At 52.9% G+C, this 16,703-nt stretch carries 11 protein-coding genes; 7 read left to right on the top strand and 4 right to left on the bottom strand.

What is annotated here, in order from left to right; all coding sequences use genetic code 11:
* Positions 1 to 49: 49 nt before the first annotated feature.
* The 7 genes from AAHB90_RS11915 to AAHB90_RS11885 all read left to right on the top strand — a co-directional run bounded on the left by AAHB90_RS11915 (position 50) and on the right by AAHB90_RS11885 (position 11,454).
* Positions 50 to 1,360, top strand: a complete 1,311-nt coding sequence (locus AAHB90_RS11915) for a hypothetical protein (RefSeq protein WP_342085320.1) — start codon at positions 50 to 52, stop codon at positions 1,358 to 1,360.
* 255 nt (positions 1,361 to 1,615) lie between these two features.
* The gene (locus AAHB90_RS11910; protein WP_342085319.1) at positions 1,616 to 2,218 is read left to right on the top strand and encodes a DinB family protein; all 603 of its coding nucleotides are present in this window, start codon (positions 1,616 to 1,618) and stop codon (positions 2,216 to 2,218) included.
* Between the two features lie 235 nt (positions 2,219 to 2,453).
* Complete coding sequence (locus tag AAHB90_RS11905) at positions 2,454 to 3,014, top strand: RNA polymerase sigma factor (protein WP_342085318.1); 561 nt, start codon at positions 2,454 to 2,456, stop codon at positions 3,012 to 3,014.
* A gap of 127 nt (positions 3,015 to 3,141) precedes the next feature.
* Positions 3,142 to 4,347 (top strand): FecR family protein, encoded by a 1,206-nt coding sequence (locus tag AAHB90_RS11900; protein WP_342085317.1) that lies wholly within the window; start codon positions 3,142 to 3,144, stop codon positions 4,345 to 4,347.
* 201 nt (positions 4,348 to 4,548) lie between these two features.
* Entirely contained in the window at positions 4,549 to 7,494 is a 2,946-nt protein-coding gene (locus AAHB90_RS11895; protein WP_342085315.1) for a TonB-dependent receptor, read from the top strand.
* A 201-nt stretch (positions 7,495 to 7,695) separates the two neighbouring features.
* Positions 7,696 to 10,500 (top strand): PQQ-dependent sugar dehydrogenase, encoded by a 2,805-nt coding sequence (locus AAHB90_RS11890; RefSeq protein ID WP_446717899.1) that lies wholly within the window; start codon positions 7,696 to 7,698, stop codon positions 10,498 to 10,500.
* A 12-nt stretch (positions 10,501 to 10,512) separates the two neighbouring features.
* Positions 10,513 to 11,454 carry a sugar phosphate isomerase/epimerase family protein gene (locus AAHB90_RS11885; protein WP_342085312.1) on the top strand — a complete coding sequence of 314 codons (942 nt, stop codon included), beginning with the start codon at positions 10,513 to 10,515 and terminating at the stop codon, positions 11,452 to 11,454.
* 59 nt (positions 11,455 to 11,513) lie between these two features.
* Here the strand turns inward: AAHB90_RS11885 and AAHB90_RS11880 are convergent, their stop codons facing one another.
* From AAHB90_RS11880 to AAHB90_RS11865, 4 genes are read right to left on the bottom strand one after another with little or no spacing between them, the layout of a single operon-like run.
* Entirely contained in the window at positions 11,514 to 13,259 is a 1,746-nt protein-coding gene (locus AAHB90_RS11880; RefSeq protein ID WP_342085311.1) for an alpha-L-fucosidase, read from the bottom strand.
* 17 nt (positions 13,260 to 13,276) lie between these two features.
* Positions 13,277 to 14,539, bottom strand: coding sequence for an L-fucose:H+ symporter permease (gene fucP, locus AAHB90_RS11875; RefSeq protein WP_342085308.1), 1,263 nt, complete (start codon positions 14,537 to 14,539; stop codon positions 13,277 to 13,279).
* A 47-nt stretch (positions 14,540 to 14,586) separates the two neighbouring features.
* On the bottom strand, positions 14,587 to 15,351 hold the full coding sequence (locus AAHB90_RS11870) for an SDR family NAD(P)-dependent oxidoreductase (protein ID WP_342085307.1): 765 nt from the start codon (positions 15,349 to 15,351) through the stop codon (positions 14,587 to 14,589).
* 19 nt (positions 15,352 to 15,370) lie between these two features.
* A complete protein-coding gene (locus AAHB90_RS11865; RefSeq protein ID WP_342085305.1) occupies positions 15,371 to 16,597 on the bottom strand; it encodes an enolase C-terminal domain-like protein in 1,227 nt (408 codons plus the stop codon).
* Positions 16,598 to 16,703: the final 106 nt, after the last annotated feature.

Genomic DNA, 16,703 nt, shown 5'->3' with positions numbered 1-16,703 from the left:
GCGTTAATTAGCATGGTCCGGACGGGCAGTCAATCCGTGAAAAATAGGTATGCCTACAAGAAATATCCTTGTTTTGCTCGCAACGCTGCTGATTATCGCGGCAGCGCGGTTCAATTTTGTTGAAACCTTCGCCATCCCGCTGCCTTATTGGGACCAGTGGGATGCCGAAGGGGACTTTCTGCTCCGCCCGTGGATCGAAGGGCGGCTTGAACTTCGTCAGCTTTGGCAGCCGCATAATGAGCACCGCATTTTTCCTACGCGGTTGCTGTCGCTGCTGATTTTTAATGTGACGGGTGTATGGGATAATCTGACCGGCGCGCGGGTGAATATCCTTGTCGCGACATGCATTCCGCTCATTATTCTGCTTTTTCTAATGCGGCAAAAGGCTTTGCACGGCCCGCGTTGGCTGGTGCTGATTGCGATGATTGCTCAATTCTCGCTCCCTTTCGCATTCGAGAACCTGCTGGTTGGTTTTCAGAGCCAGTTCTATTTCCTTATTATTTTCACGTTGTTGGCTATCATTCTGGCCGTCCGGTATCCCGACAGCCTTCCGGCTATGGTAGGCGTGCTTGTCCTATCCTGGCTGAGCATTTTAACGATGGCTTCGGGCATTCTTACGCCCCTTGCAGTGACGGGCGTGTTTGCTTTACAGGGTTTCGAGAGACGGGAATTTAACTGGAAACACCTCGGGCTGGTGGTGGTACTGCTGGGCCTTTCGGTTGCCGGGTATGCCATCATGCCGCAAATCGAAGCCAATCAGATCTACCGTTCTCGCAATATTCCGGAGGTAACCAGGGCCTTGCGATTCATCCTCGCATGGCCGGCGTCCGAAGGCTGGTCGGCCGCTATTGCGTTGTGGTTGCCCGCCTTGGCGGTGGTACCCTGGCTCTTGCACAGCCGTACATGCAGTCGTGCGGACCTGTTCATGGCCGGATGTGTGATGTGGTCGCTCGCGCAGGCGTTCGCGATCGCGTACGGGCGAGGGCAGTCAATGGGTAGCGTCTCTTCGCGCTACACCGAACTGTTTACCATCGGGCTGATCGGTAATGCCTGGTTTGCGGCCCGTTTTATAGAGACTACTGTTAAAAAACCGAGCATTGCCTGGCTGGGCGCTGTTTTTTTCTTTGTCTTCGTCATGGGGCACATTACCCGGTATAGCCACGATATGGAAAATGTACACGAGTCGCACAACCTCTCGCTGAAACAGGAATCGAACGTGCGCAAATACCTGAAAACAGGTGATCCGTCCGTGCTGGTCCAACGTCAGTTCGAAATACCTTATCCGGATTCTGTACGCCTGCGGAGTTTGCTCGATGATCCGACGATCAGAAACATATTACCGTCCTACCTGAGTCAATAGCGCTCACATTCTTCCTCGTCGCATTGCCGCGAGGGTGCGCCTTCGTACTTGATTATCAGAGCGGGAAAGCTGGGAGGAAATTCCGTTAAATAACTGAAATTGCGGGAAATGCCCGGATTTCCTCCTTTGGATAATTATAATTGTTAAACAACGGAAGAACGAATAGAATTGCGGCCGAATCCGGACAATGGTGGTCGCAGCCCTCTTAAAAGCCGACTGCTTTGTTTCGGAACAAATGTTCACAAAACAAAAGCTATGAAAATCAGTACATTTTTTGCAGTTGTTTGGCTCTGCGTAGCCACACAATGCTTCGCTCAGGAAAAGCTCTGGACCGCGGCTGACAAACAGTCAACCATCGATCAATTGGTCCGCACACGCGATGCGATCGTAAAGGAAACAGAAAACCTCACACCCGAGCAGTGGGCATTTCATGAATCGCCCGACCGTTGGTCCATTGGTCAGATTGTGGAGCACCTGGCACTCTGGGAAATCATTTGGTCGAGGGAGCTGAGCATAGGCACCCGCAACAAGCCACAACCGGAATTGCTCAAAACTACGCGGCCCGATAGTTATTATCAAGAATTTATCATGGAGCCGAACCCGCACAAATCCTCAGAAATAGCAACGCCGACAGGTTTTATTCAAGGCAAAGACAACCTGACCTTTTTCCTGCGCGGCAGGGAGCAAAACCTGGCGTTTGTACGCAATAGCGAAGCCGATATGCGCGCTATTTTCGAGTTCACCGGCACCCCCGAACCACGCAATATGCACCAGGTGCTCATTTACGTGTGGGGCCATACAGACCGCCACCTGCGCCAGATCTTAAAGGTGAAAAGCCATTCGTCGTATCCGCGGTAAAGGGAAGAAGGGGAAGAAAGGGAGGAAAGGGAGGAAGGGGAGGAAGGGGAGGAGAGGGAGGAAAGGGAGGAAGGGGGAAGATAGATCTATCCCATCCTCTGTTTCTTCCCTTTCATCCATCCTCCCTTTCCTCCCTCTCCTTCCTTTCCCTCTTTCTCCCAAAATAAAAATTGTTTAATTATATAAAAAGGCGTAGGATTGCAGTCCCGATATATAACCGACGTGCCTCTCCTGAATGCAATCCCATCCCGAAAACAATGCTGATGACGCCGACTTGTGGAAGTCGTTTCGTGCGGGGGATGATGAAGCGTTCGGCAGGATCGCGCGGCATTACTATAAGAGCCTTTTCAGCTACGGAGCGAAGTTTTCACGCGACAGGGAGTTTGTAAAAGACTGCATCCAGGATCTTTTCATGGAGCTCTGGGCCAAACGGGAGACGATCGGCGATACGGCATTTGTAAAATTCTATCTCCTTAAATCCCTCCGCCGCAAAATATACCGCGAAAGCCAGCGTCAGCAATGGATCAACGAAGGCGAAGACCTCGATTTTTCCGCCCAAACCTCCGGCGACGCATCCATTGAAGAGCATATCATTGAGATAGAAACCAATGAAGAGATGCTCAAAACACTCAACCAGCAAATCAACCTGCTAACCCGCCGCCAGCAGGAGGTGATTTACCTCCGTTTTTTCGAAAGCATGGATAACGAGGCCATTGCACAGGTCATGGGGATCTCCCGGCCCGCCGTCGCGAATCTGCTTTACCGCACCATCCAGGAGCTGAAAGACCGTCTATAAACGCAAACAAACATATCCCTTTCCTCTTTCCTCCCTTTCCTCCATCCTCCCTTTTAAAAAATTTTTGAAATATTTTGATTATTCCAATGCAAGTGCTGCCTATGTATGGTTAGAAAACAATTATAACATGGATCAGTACCAGGAATACACCCTTGAAGATTTCGTTCTCGATGTCCGTTTCCAGGCCTGGGTGCGGTATCAGGAAGCCACGGATGCGGTATTCTGGCAGCAATATATCGATGAAAACCCCGCGCAGGCGAAGGATATTCAAAGTGCGCGCAAGCTTCTGGACAGCGTCTACCGCCATTACCGAACGGAAATAGATGAGGCGGAAATCGATCTGGAAATACACGGACTTCTGGACAGGATGCGGGCGGAAAAACATCGGCTTGCGTCGGAGGTGGTCAGTGGGTCAGGAGTTGTCAGGGAGTTGGCCGTGGTTATAGAATCGGATGATGTCAGGGAGTCAGGTTTTGTTAATGGATCAGATCTTGTCAAGGAAGAACCCTTGGGCAGACCCTGGTATGCGGGGATATGGGCGCGTGTGGCGGCTTGTGCGGTGCTGGCGATCGGTTTGGGATGGGCTGGATGGCAATATTATCACTTCGATGGCGGCTATAACGGGCTGGTTTCCGGCAAGGAGCTTGTCGAGCGGGTAAATACTTCCGGTAAGCAGCAGGTGATCAGGCTGATGGACGGTACCCAGGTGGTGCTTTACCCGCAATCCAGATTGAGCTTCGCTGAAACATTTCCGGCGGATCAGCGTACTGTGTACCTGTCGGGCGATGCTTACTTTCAGGTCGCCAAGGATCCCAAGAGGCCTTTTCTGGTGTATACGACCGATTTAGTGACAAAAGTGCTGGGTACCAGCTTTTTTGTGCGCGCAAAAGACGCTTCGGACAAAACACTGGTAGAAGTGCGGGAAGGAAAGGTTTCCGTATTTAAACAACAGGAATTTGCAGGCCGGAAGAACGCGCAGTCCAAAACGCCGAATGGGATGGTGCTCACGCCCAATCAGAAACTGATTTTCGAACACGCCAGCAGCGAAATGCGCAGGACGCTGAGCGACAACCCGGAAATCGTGCCTTCCGACAGCCCGAAATCATTTGAATTTGTAAACACACCCGCTTCCTCCGTGCTTACCGACATCGAAGAGGCTTACCAGATCGACATCATTTTCGACCGTGATGTTATGAAGGGATGCCCTGTAACTGCCTCGCTCGGCGGGCAGCCGATGTTCAGCAAGCTGAGCATTCTCTGTGAGGTGCTCGAAGCGAGGTACGAGGTGCTCGACGGAAAGATCGTCATTTATAGTAAAGGCTGTAAAAGCTAGAAAACCCTTTCAATCCATTCAAACCCCGATATCGATGCGTATATAGCAGAAAGTGACCACAAAAAAGAGTCGGACAATGCTACCAACATATCCGACCCTATGAATCCCCATATTTGTTTTCGACCGCAAATACTATCCATCCTAAGAAGGATAACGGGGATTGTTTTATCAAAATCTAACCTCAATAAAACAGTCAAATGTATGAAAGAAGCTTTTAAGTTTCAATTTATTTTAAGTGTCATGCGGATCTCGCTGTGCCAGTTTTTACTTGTTGGATTGTGGGCGCTGGGTACGGCCAGGGCGACGGACGGTCATGCGCAGGCGCTTTTATCCAAAAAAGTGACTGTGGATGTCCACGAGCAGGAGATTGAAAATGTGCTGGGAAGCCTGGAAAGACAGGTGAACGGCAAGTTTGTTTATAGTGCGAAAATGATCGGCAGCGAGCGCAAAGTAAGTATTAAAGCTGCTCAGAAACCATTATATAAAGTGTTGGATGAAGCCTTGAAACCGCTGGGGCTGCATTACAGGGTTACGGATAACCTGATCATTATCAGCCGGTCGGATAAGTCGGCGGGAGGGCCCTCGACAGGTATCCGGAGCCGGGCGGCGGGATATACCGTGTCGGGGAAGATCACCGACGTGTCGGGCGAAACGCTCAGCGGGGTAACAGTGGTACTCAGCTACAACAACCTCGGCGTCGTGACGGACATTAACGGTACTTACAGCTTCGCCGATATTCCCGATGGTACTTATACGTTGAATGTGACCAGCATTGGTTTTACAGCCATCAAAAAGGAAATACAAGTCGCCGGCCAGGACGTACAGCTGAATATCGAAATGAAAGACGACATTCTGCAATTGCAGGAAATCGTCGTGACGGGCGGTAACCCGAAGAAAAAGATCGAGAGCAGCGTAGCGATTACGACCATTAATAATAAAGACATTCAAACCCGCGCGCCGTTGAACAGTACCGACCTCCTGAAAGCTATCCCAGGCCTGACGGTGGAAAGTACTGGAGGCGACGGGCCCGGCAATGTGTGGGTGCGCGGTTTCCCTCAGCAGGGCGGCTACATTTTCCTCGGCATTATGGAGGATGGTCTGCCGGTGCTTCCAACAGGTTTCAACTCGATCCCTTCTGTGGATCAGTATTATAAGACCGACTTGACTATCAAGAATATAGAGGCTGTTCGCGGCGGCAACGCGTCGATCGTGATGGCCAACACGCCGGGAGCGGTGATCAACAACCTCAGCTACACCGGGGCGGACAAAACTTATGGCAAATTCAAAGCCACTACCGGTCTGTCCCAGGGCCTGTACCGCCTCGACGGCAATGTTGGCGGCAAGGTGAGCGACCAGATCCGCTATAACATCGGGGGCTTCTTCCGTACCGACAAAGGCATTGTGCCTCCGGGCTACACAGCCAACCAGGGAGGTCAGTTGAAAGGCAATATGACCTTCAATTTCAAAAATCAGAAAGGCTTCGTGCGGGTGTATGGGAAGTATCTTAATGATAAAGTGCAGTGGATGCTGACGAGCTTCTATCCCTACGACGGGACCGGTAAACCTACCAAAACCGATCATTTCGACATGGTAACACAGTCGCTGGCGACGATCGATACTAAGTTTAGTTATACCGATGCGAATGGTGTGACGCGCAACTACGATTTTTCCGATGGCATCCATACGAAGCAGGGCTCGGGTGGCTTTCAGTTTAATTACCTGCTCGATAACGGCTGGGAACTGAACAACAACTTCCGCTACCAGCACACCAACCGGACAGTTACCGCGGGCATTCCGGCCAGCATTGTAACCTACAACGGATCAACACCTTATTATTACCTGGATGGCAGCGAGGCCGGTCTGAAAGCGGGAGACAGGATTGTGAATGTGACCGGCATCGGCCAGCAGGGCAAGGATGTGCAGATTGTGGATTATCTGGATTTGAAAAAAACGATCAGCAACCACAGCCTGGGATTTGGTGCGGGCATTCACCAGTTCAACCGAAACGATGGGCCAAACTACAACTTTTCGTACCAGCAGGAATTTAAGGAGAATCCGAAAAGGCTACTTGCCTCGCCTGCTGCCGCAAAAATCACGGCTACGAATCTCACGACTGTCATAGGCGATACCCGTACGCTATCGGCCTACGCATCTGACGAGATCACATTGAACCCCAAATGGCGCCTCGACCTCGGCGTGCGCTTGGACAACCAGAATGTTTCAGGGAAACGGCCGTTCTACGCCTTCAAAGCGGACGGTACGCCTGATCATACCAAAGGCGCGGGCCTGACCATCGCCGGATACACCGATTATTCCGAAACGATCACCAACTGGGCCGCTACCGCGGGTTTGAACTACAAAATCAACAACGAAGCGGCGCTCTTCGCCCGTGCTACACGTGCCTACAATGCGCCTACCATCGCGGATTACAACGCTACTGCGTACGATCCCGCGAAGATTAAGAAACGTCCTGTGTACCTGGGTGAAGTGGGAGTGAAGTATGCGAAAAACGACTTTTCACTGTTTGCTTCTGCCAGCTATTCCGCGATCAAGAATGTGTCGTTGTCCATTACCGTACCGACCATTTCCTCGGGTAACCAGGTACTCGTCGCATTTGGCTCCACGCGCACTTACAGCGCCGAGTTCGAAGCGTCTTACAAGCTGACAAAAGCCCTGAGCCTGCGCTGGACGGGTACCTTGCAGGATTCGAAATACACCGATTATACGGCCAACACCAACACGAACTCGGCCATTGTGGCGATCCTGGGCGACACCACTTACAGTTTTACTGGGAAAAGAACAGAACGCGTCCCAGTTTTTAATACCGAGTTGTCGGCGACTTACGATTACAAGAAGTTCAATATTTACCTGGCCGGAAACTATATCGGCTCCCGCTTTACCGCACCGAGCGACAGCTACAAGCTACCCGCTTATATGTTGATGAAAGGAGGAGCAGGTTACAACTTTACAAAGGCCATCAATGCCCGTTTCTGGGTGGATAACCTGCTTAATGCAAGAGTTTTGACAGAAGGCGATGTCCGCGGAGACCAGTTCCGCAACTTCGCTGCCGTGGAAAAAGGAACAATGATGCCGGGACGCACGATTCTCCCGAGGAGTTTTTGGCTCTCGTTGTCTTACGAGTTTTAATATGATGGATGAAAGGAGGGCGGGGGAGCGATCCCCTGCTTTCCGCTTTTGACGCGCATTCAATGAAAGTCATATACTAAATGGTTCATTTTGATGTACATATCTATGCTTAAACCTTTCCCGATTTCGCGCAAAAGCCTTGCCTCGTCGGTTCGCTGGTCAGTTAAACTGATCATCGTCGCCGCCCTCGCCGCATTTACGATGCAGGACACCGTCACCAAGCCCGACGAAAGCCGGTTCACGCCCGTAGTACTGGCCGATAACCTCGATGAACCGATGGCATTCGAAGTGCTGCCCGACGGTAGTTCCTATATCATCGAGCGCAAAGGCGCTCTGAAAAAGTACAACCCGTCGACCAAAACGACCGAGCTGATCACGACCATTCCCGTTAACACCAAATACGTCAGCAAGGAAGGCGTATCACGGGAGGCGGAGGAGGGTTTAATGGGTATTACCCTTGACCCGAACTTTGCCAAAAACCATTGGATTTACCTCTACTACGCCCACCCGGCCGAGAAAAAGCACGTTCTGGCACGCTGGGATATGGTTGACGACCAGCTGGTGGAAAGCTCCAAAAAAGTGGTGCTGGAAGTTATCACCCAGCGGGAAGTATGCTGCCATACCGGCGGCGGAATGACCTGGGACAAAAACGGCAACCTTTTCCTGACCGTCGGAAACAACACGGGTAACGACCGTGCCGCCCAAACCGACGAGCGTCCGGGACGTGAGAGCTGGGACGACCAGGGACATGCCGGAAATACCAACGATCTGCGGGGTAAGATCCTCCGCATTCACCCCGAGCCGGATGGTACGTACACGATTCCCGAAGGTAATCTCTACCCGAAAGGCACTGCTAAAACCCGTCCGGAGATTTACTCAATGGGCCATCGCAACCCGTGGCGTATCTCGGTCGACAGCAAGACAGGCTACATTTACTGGGGCGAGGTCGGGCCGGATGCCAACGAGGATTCCGAGATCGGACCGAGGGGATATGACGAGCTGAACCAGGCGCGTAAGCCGGGAAACTTCGGCTGGCCGTGGTTTGTGGGTAATGATCAGGCATTTCCCGTTTTCGATTATGGAAATAATAAACCGGGTGAGAAGAAAGATCCGAAAAACCTGGTCAACACTTCGCCTAACAACACAGGCTTGAAAGAGCTGTTTCCGACCGCGCCGAGCTTCATTTACTATCCTTACGGCGTTTCCGAAAAATTCCCGCTCGTAGGTTCGGGCTCGCGCAGCGCGACAGGCGGGCCGGTTTACCACCGCTCCGATTTCAAAGCGCCGAAACGTCCGTGGCCGGCCTATTATGAGAACAAATGGATCGCGGCCGACTTCTCGCGCGGCTGGATCATGGCCATAACCATGAATGCACAAGGCGACTACGAGTCGATGGAACGTGTCCTGCCAAGTTATCACCCGGTACAGCCGATCGATGTCAAATTCGGGCCGGACGGCGATTTGTACATTCTCGAATACGGCAGCAACTGGTTCCGCAAAAGCGACAACTCGCGCCTGGTGCGCATTGAGTACAATGGCGGTAACCGCAAACCAATGGTGGCCGCATCAGCGGATAAGAAAGGCGGAACCGTGCCATTTGAAACGGTTTTGTCTTCCAAAGGCACGAAGGATTTTGATAACGACGCATTGAAATACAGCTGGAAAGTAACCAGCCCCGGTGTCGCACCAAAGGTATTTACTACTGAAAATCCTTCGGTAAAGTTCGATAAGGCAGGCGTTTATACCGCCACGCTGACTGTAACCGACGCCAAAGGAGCCAGCAACAGCCAGTCGTTCCGTATTATCGCAGGCAACGAGCCGCCAAAAGTGGCGATCAGGCTGGACGGCAACAACACGTTTTTCTTTCCAAAGAAGCCGATCGGTTACGCGGTAGGCATTTCGGATAAGGAAGACGGCAGTACGGACGACGGTAAAATCAAGGCGGACCAGGTTGCCGTCAGCATCGATTACACTGCGGAAGGCTTCGACTATGCCGAAGTGGCCCAGAGCCAGCGCAGCGTGGATGCCACAACACAATTCGCGGTAGCACAGACCTTAATAGGTAAAAGCGATTGCAAAGTGTGCCACCAGCCGAACACCAAGTCGGTTGGGCCTTCATTTGCCGATATTTCCAATAAATACAAAGCCGACCCGGGTGCATTGGACAAGCTTGTAAAAAAAGTACGGGAAGGCGGATCGGGTGTTTGGGGTGAAGTGGCCATGGCAGCGCACCCTGCATTGCCGGTAGCCGATGTGGAGGTAATCGTTAAATACATCCTGAACAGTACCGAAAAAACGCTTTCGACACTGCCGCTGAAGGGACAGTATACCCCTGAAATTCCCAAGGGAGATAATGGCAAGGGTTCGGTCATCATCCGTGCGGCCTATACGGATCGTCCCGTGGGCACGACAAAAGCGGTTCCTGCCCAAACCGCCGAGGAAATGATCGTGCTCCGTAGCCCAGAGCTCAATGCGGCCGAAGCACCCGTCACGAAAGGGGTGGAAACCAAGGCATTGGGCGTGGCGGGACAGGGATTTGCCGTAGTTGCATTTGAAAACAGCTACATAGCCTTCCCGTCCATTGACCTCACAGGTATCGATTCCCTGGAACTCAACGCCGCAGCGCAGCAACGTGAAGGGAGCGTGGGAGGAACGATCGAAATCCGACTGGGCTCACCGACAGGCACGTTGATCGGTCAGCAGAAACTTGCCGTAGCCAAGCCGGTAGACGTAGCCAAAATGATGGCTGAATTGGAAAATGGCGCCAAAAAGGAAAGTCCGGCCGGTACTGCGACCGCGGGAGCCGCCGCTCCGGGAGCCGCCGCTGCCAAGCCTGCAACGACGCCCCAGGCGCCTCGTAACCGGTTCGCCCAGCCGCCGGTCCGCATTGCTTTACAGCCTACAACCGGTAAGCAGGACATCTACCTCGTATTCAGAAACGCAGAAGCCAAGCCGATCGAGCCGCTGATGTCTTTCTCTAAAATCAAATTTAAAAACAAACCTTAATCCATTGAAACCATGCGTAATACCATAAACAGAAGGAACTTCCTCACCCGCGCAGGCGCGATGGCGGCAGGTACGCTGTTAGCCCCCTCGTTAGTAGAAGCAGCTCGTCACGCAGGGATTACATTAGCCGAGAGACCAGCCGGTATCCAGCTTTTCACGGTTTTTGAAAAAATGAATACCGACCCGAAAGGCACTTTGGAGCAGATTGCAAAGATTGGCTACAAGGAAATCGAATCCGCATTCAGCACGCGGGGCAAATATTATGGCTACGAGCCGAAGGAATTCAAGGCATTGGTAGAAAGCCTCGGCATGACCTGGCGCGCGCACCACGCAATAGGCGCGCCGTTCAAAATGCAGCCGGGACGCAAGCTGCCTACCGGCTCTGATGGTAAACCCATTACGATCCCGCCGATGCTCAACCTGCGCGATAACTACCAGCAACTCGTCGACGACGCTGCCTCGGCGGGATTGAGCTACCTCGTGTGCGCGAGCACGCCCGTAGGCACGACCGAGGAAATCAAAAACTCCATTGAAGTATTCCAGAAGACGGGAGAAGCCGCGAAAAAAGCCGGAATCAGTTTCGCCTATCACAACCACGCCACCGAGTTCGACCCCGTAGATGGCGGCAAAACGCCTTACGAACTGGTGTTGTCCCAAACCGATAAGGACCTCGTGAAAATGGAGCTCGATCTGGCCTGGGCCACGAAAGCCAAAAAAGACCCGGTCGCATTGTTTAAGGAGCATCCGGGCCGTTTTCCGCTCTGGCATGTGAAGGACATCAAGGCCGATCTTTCGACGATTACCGCGGTAGGAACCGGTGTGGTGGAGTTCAAACGCATTTTCGAAGCCGCTCAAATCGCCGGTTTGAAATACTTCTTTGTAGAATACGACCTTGTGCCAGATATGGAAACGGTGGGAACCTGTTACAAGAACCTGCAAAAAATCCTGGCCTGACAATTTGGGTTTTGTAAAAAAGCACACGCCCGGTGGTTCCGCTGGCGTGTGCTTGCTTTTTAAGGGGCGGGCGGGAAAAGTTGGAACTCGTTCACACCGAAATAACCGTGGTATTCCTGAATGGCGAGCCTGAATTTCTGTGCTTTAACGGGGGCGATGGTCTTGTCCCAATCACCCATTTTGCTATCCTGCGCCAGCGAAACCCATTGATTTCCTTTTAAATAGAGTACTTCGAACTTTTTGATCTCCGATTGCCCGTACTTCGATTCCCCCAACTTGATGCGGCCTACCGTCTCCGGCTTGCCCAGATCCACTTCCAGCCAGCCCGTAGGTTCATACAATGCCATGATTTCGGGCGACTGGTAATGGATGTTTTTGCCATAATATTGGGAGAAATCCACGTCCTTCCTGCGGCCGATCTTCCAGGCTGTTTTGGGGTTATCGTCAAATGCAGCCGTCGCGTCGTGGTAAAACTGGCCTACCGCGCTTGAAGCCGTGGCCCTGCGCGCATAGGCAAGCGAGCCGGTGGCGGGAAGGGGCACGGTGGGCGTTATGGTCGAGGCATTTTTGTCGAGCGTTAATACGGCAATGGTGGCGATCGGATCGATTTTGCCGGCAGGGTACGCGAGGCTGATGTTTTTATTGTTTTGGGTAAACCGGACCGGTGTGCCGTCCAGTAGCCTTGCACTCAATATTTTCGCCGGAATGGCGGGTAATGCGATCGTCGTTTTGTCTGCGTTCAACAAATGGACGAATACTTCTTTACCGCGGTATGAGCTCACATAATCGGGGGCCGGGGTGAATACGCCGCCCCTGGTATTGTAAATCGCGGTCTGGTTCTTTGCGATCCAGTCGCCCATTTCGTGTGCCCGGGCCGCGAAGTCGGTAGGGAATATGCCGGTGCTGTCCGGACCGATGTTGAAAAGCAGGTTTCCGTTCCCGCCCACACAGCGCAGCAGCGTGTGCACCGACTCTTTCAGGCTACGGGGCTGGTCGCCAAACCGCCACGCCCATTGGTGGCCCATATTGGTACAGGTTTCCCACGGTACTTTGCCATAACCGGCCACAAAGCCCTCAGGCGTTGCGTAGTCGGCATATTTGCCTATATAAGCATGCGATTCGTCGGGTGTGAACGGTTCGAGGCGGTTGTTGATGATAATTTCAGGTTGAAGCTTTCTGGCCAGGTCATACACCTTCTTGGGCTCTACCGGTGTCGGCCAGCCTTCGTAGTCGATCCACAGCAGGCTGATTTTGCCGTAGTTGGTCAACAGCTCCCGCACCTGTTCGAGCACACGGTCGGCAAAGATGCCGTTGGTCTGGGGATTGCGGCAGTCGGGGTCCTTCCAGTCGGCCACCGAAAAGTACCAGCCAATGGGCATATTGGCCTCGTGCGCGGCCTGCGCGAGTTCCTTGCACACATCGCGGCCGAATGGCGTGTGCATGATGTTGTAGTTGTTGGTTTTGGTGTCAAAAAGCGAGAAACCGTCGTGATGCTTGGCGGTGAGCACCATATATTTCATGCCTGACGCCTTTGCAAGCGCCACCCATTCTTTGGCATTAAAACGGCTGGGGTTGAAGCCGCGGTAAAGGGAGTCGTATTTAGCCTTACCATAACCTTCTCTCGACCAGCTGATCTCTTTTCCGATGCGCGAGACCGGCCCCCAATGAATGAAAAGGCCCATTTTGGCATCCTGCCACCATTTCAGCCGTTGCGCTTTCGGTATGTCGGTCTGAGAAAATCCGGGTAGAGCGAATGCCAGCAGGAGTAGTGCGGTCAGTCGCGTCGCGAGAATCGTTTTTTTCATCGTTATAAAAATTCAAATTAATGCTTCAAACCCACCACGCTGGCCTGCGTGATCGCGTGCCCGGCGCGTGCGTAATACACGAGGTAGACGTAGCAAAGCACAGGTACGATAAATGCTTTTTGTATTCCAAAACTGTCGGAAACCAGCCCCATTACCGGCGGGATTACAGCCCCGCCCACAATGCTCATAATGATCAGCGAGGAGCCTGTTTTAGTATAAATACCTAAATTTTTAATGCTGAGGGTAAACAGGATAGGGTACATCACCGAGGTGAACAACCCCACCAGCGACAATGCGTACACCGACACATAACCGCTGGTTGTCACGGAAACGCATACCAGCACCAGTGCCGCTGTCGAGCAAAAGGCCAGGGTTACCGGCGGGTTCGCGCTCCGCAGCCAGTAGGCCCCGACCAGTCGCCCGAGCAGCACCAATGCCATGTAGAAGGTGATAAACAATGCCGCGTTCTGCTCGGTAAGCCCCGGAATACCCGAGGATTTGGCATAGCGGATCAAAAAGCTTACAATGCCCACTTCCGCTCCCAGGTAGCAAAAAACGCCCAGCGCGCCGAGCACGGTATGGCGGAATTTCAGGATGTCACGGATGCTTCCCGCATGGTGGTTTTCTTCCTCGATTTCAGGTAGTTTTATAAAATATAGTAGAAGCCCGATCGTCAGAAATAGGCCCCCAAGGCTCAGATACGGCGTTTTGACGAGTTGTGCCTCCGCATTCAGATAGCCTGCGAGCTGTTCCGGGCCGAACTGTCCGACTGCTTCGGGCGAAACCTCCGTCGCGTGCAGCAAAAAGCGGCTGCCGATAAACGGCCCAAGCGTAGCGCCCACGGAGCCTACCGCCGAGGCCAGGCTCAACCTGCTCGACGCGCGCTCAGGATCGCCGAGGACGGAGATATAGGGGGTTGCTGTCACTTCCAGGAATGTGAAACCGGCGGCCATGATGAACAACGCCGTTAGAAATAACGGGTAATAACGCATATCGGCAGCGGGGAAGAACAGCAGGGCACCCGCCGCGGCAGTAAGCAACCCGGTAACCATGCCCGCCTTGTAGCCAAACCGGCCGATAAACTGGCCCACCGGCAGAGCCAAAAGGAAATACCCGCCGAAAAACGCCGATTGAACGAGCGACGACTGAAAGTCGGTCAGTTGACAGGCCCGTTTTAAATGCGGGACCAGTACGTCGTTGATATTCCGGCTGAGGTTCCAGATAAACATCAGGCTCATCACTACCAGCAGCGGCACCACTACATCTTTGCCGTTTTTCATAACAAATGCTCGTTAGGGAAAAACACGGAGTCTTTTGTTGCCATGGTTTACCTTCTATAACCTAACTCGGCCCCGCCGCTTACCGGCATAATGCAACCTGTGACAAACCGCGCCGAATCCGAAATCAGGAACACGGCCGCATCGGCGATCACGTCCCCACCGGGACAATAGCCGAGCGGGTGGATTTCGTCCAGGTACTGTTCTATTTCACCCGTATTGGGCTGTTCACCTGCCCATTTGCGCAGCATGGGTGTCCATACGCCCGCGGGGCAAACCGCATTGACGCGGATGCCGAAAGGGGCGTAATCCAGTGCCATAGCCTTTGTCAAAGTGCTCATTCCGCCTTTGGTAGCCGCATATGCGGCGTGGTTCTCCTGACCGATCTCGCTTACCAGGCTGCTGGTATTGAGAATATTACCGCGGGTTTGTTTGAGGTATTCCAAACCATATTTCGTCGTGTAGTAAACACTTTTCAGGTTGATTTCGAAAAGGCTGTCCCACTCTTCTTCGGAAGTCTCGTCGAGCGGCTTGGAGGGGCTGGCGATACCTGCATTGTTGTGGATCACGTGCAGGTCGCCGAATGCAGCCACGGTTTTTTCGATAGCGGCTTTAATATCTTCTTTTACCCTGACATCGCCCGTGAATGCAAGCAAGACTTCGGTGCCAAATTGCGCTTTCAACTCGTTTAAGGCATTTTCATCACGGTCGAGCACGCTCACGCGCGCGCCCTCGCGCACGTAGGCGGTTAAGCACTCACGCCCGATGCCCGATGCTGCGCCTGTGATGAAAATCGTTTTATTGGTCAGATTCATAATGCTCGTTTTGTTGCGGTCAGTCTTTCAGGTCGCTGCTGCTGCCGGGTGTCTGCGGTGTGTGGTAGTAGCCGTCGCTGATTTCCGCAGGATTTACAAAATACGGCCGTAAATGCGGAATATGCTCTAAAAACAAATGCTCGTGTCCCATGCCGATATGGTTGAACAGCACCAGGTGCTGGTGGATCTGCCCCATATCGCCCACGTGCGGCACGACGGGTATGCCCATTTTCCGGGACAACAGGCTGATCGTCAGGAATTCCGATACCCCGCCCACCCGCACCGCGTCCACCTGGCAAAAGTCCATGGCCCCGGCTTGCAGGAAGTTTTTAAATATCACCTTGTTAGGGATATGCTCCCCGGTAGCCACTTTAAAGGGCGCAATGGCGCGTGCGATTGCCTGGTGGCCCGTCACGTCGTCGGGGTGGGTAGGTTCCTCGATCCAGAACGGATTGATATTGCCCAGTCTTTCACAGATACGCAAGGCCTCGGGCAGGTTCCACTTCTGGTTGGCGTCCACCATAATGGTCGCGCCGTCACCCGCTGTTTTACGGATCAATGCGGCCCTGCGGATATCACGTTCCGGGTCGTCGGAGCCGACTTTGAGCTTCATTGCGTTGAAACCGTTATCCATTGCCTTTTGGGTATTTGCGACGATCTCCTCATCGGGGTAGTTGAACCAACCCACCGAGGTATCGTAGCCCTTGTAACCCGATGAGAGCACCGACCTACGCGCGTCTCTGGTAGGCAAATGCTCGGTCAGAAGTGAAATGGCCTGGTCGCGGTTCAGCACTTCTTCAAGATAGCTGAGGTCGAGGGTATTCACAAGTTGCACGGGAGTGAGATCGAGCAGAAGCTGCCACAACGGAACCCCGCGCGATTTTGCCCAAAGATCATAACAGGCATTCACAATGGCCGCGAGCGCCAGGTGGATCACGCCCTTGTGCGGGCCCAGCCAGCGGAGCGACGGAGAGTCGGCCATACGACGGTATTCGTTTCCGAAGTCGGCCATCAGTTCTTCAATTTCTCTTCCTTTTAGTGCAACAGAAAGATATTCAACGGCTTTGCAAACGAGATCGGTGCCGGCTCCAAGCGTAAATGCGAGACCGACACCTGTAACTGGCGTGTCGGTATGCAGGCTGCAAACGGCGTAAGCGTATTGTGGGTTGGTGTGTGTCGCATCCGAGCCAACCCCATCTGCGAGGTCGAACCGCTTGTCTTTGATCCCGATCGATGTGATATGCATGTGTTTAGCGGATGTTAATATGATACCAGTTCAGGTCCGGATCGACGTTGTTGCGTGAGTGAAATGGAGAATGCTTGCAAAAAGTGTAATGAATCGGGCGCTTATC

The organism is Dyadobacter sp. OTU695, from assembly GCF_038440355.1.
Taxonomy (GTDB): domain Bacteria; phylum Bacteroidota; class Bacteroidia; order Cytophagales; family Spirosomataceae; genus Dyadobacter.
This window is presented reverse-complemented; position numbering and strand designations above follow the sequence as displayed.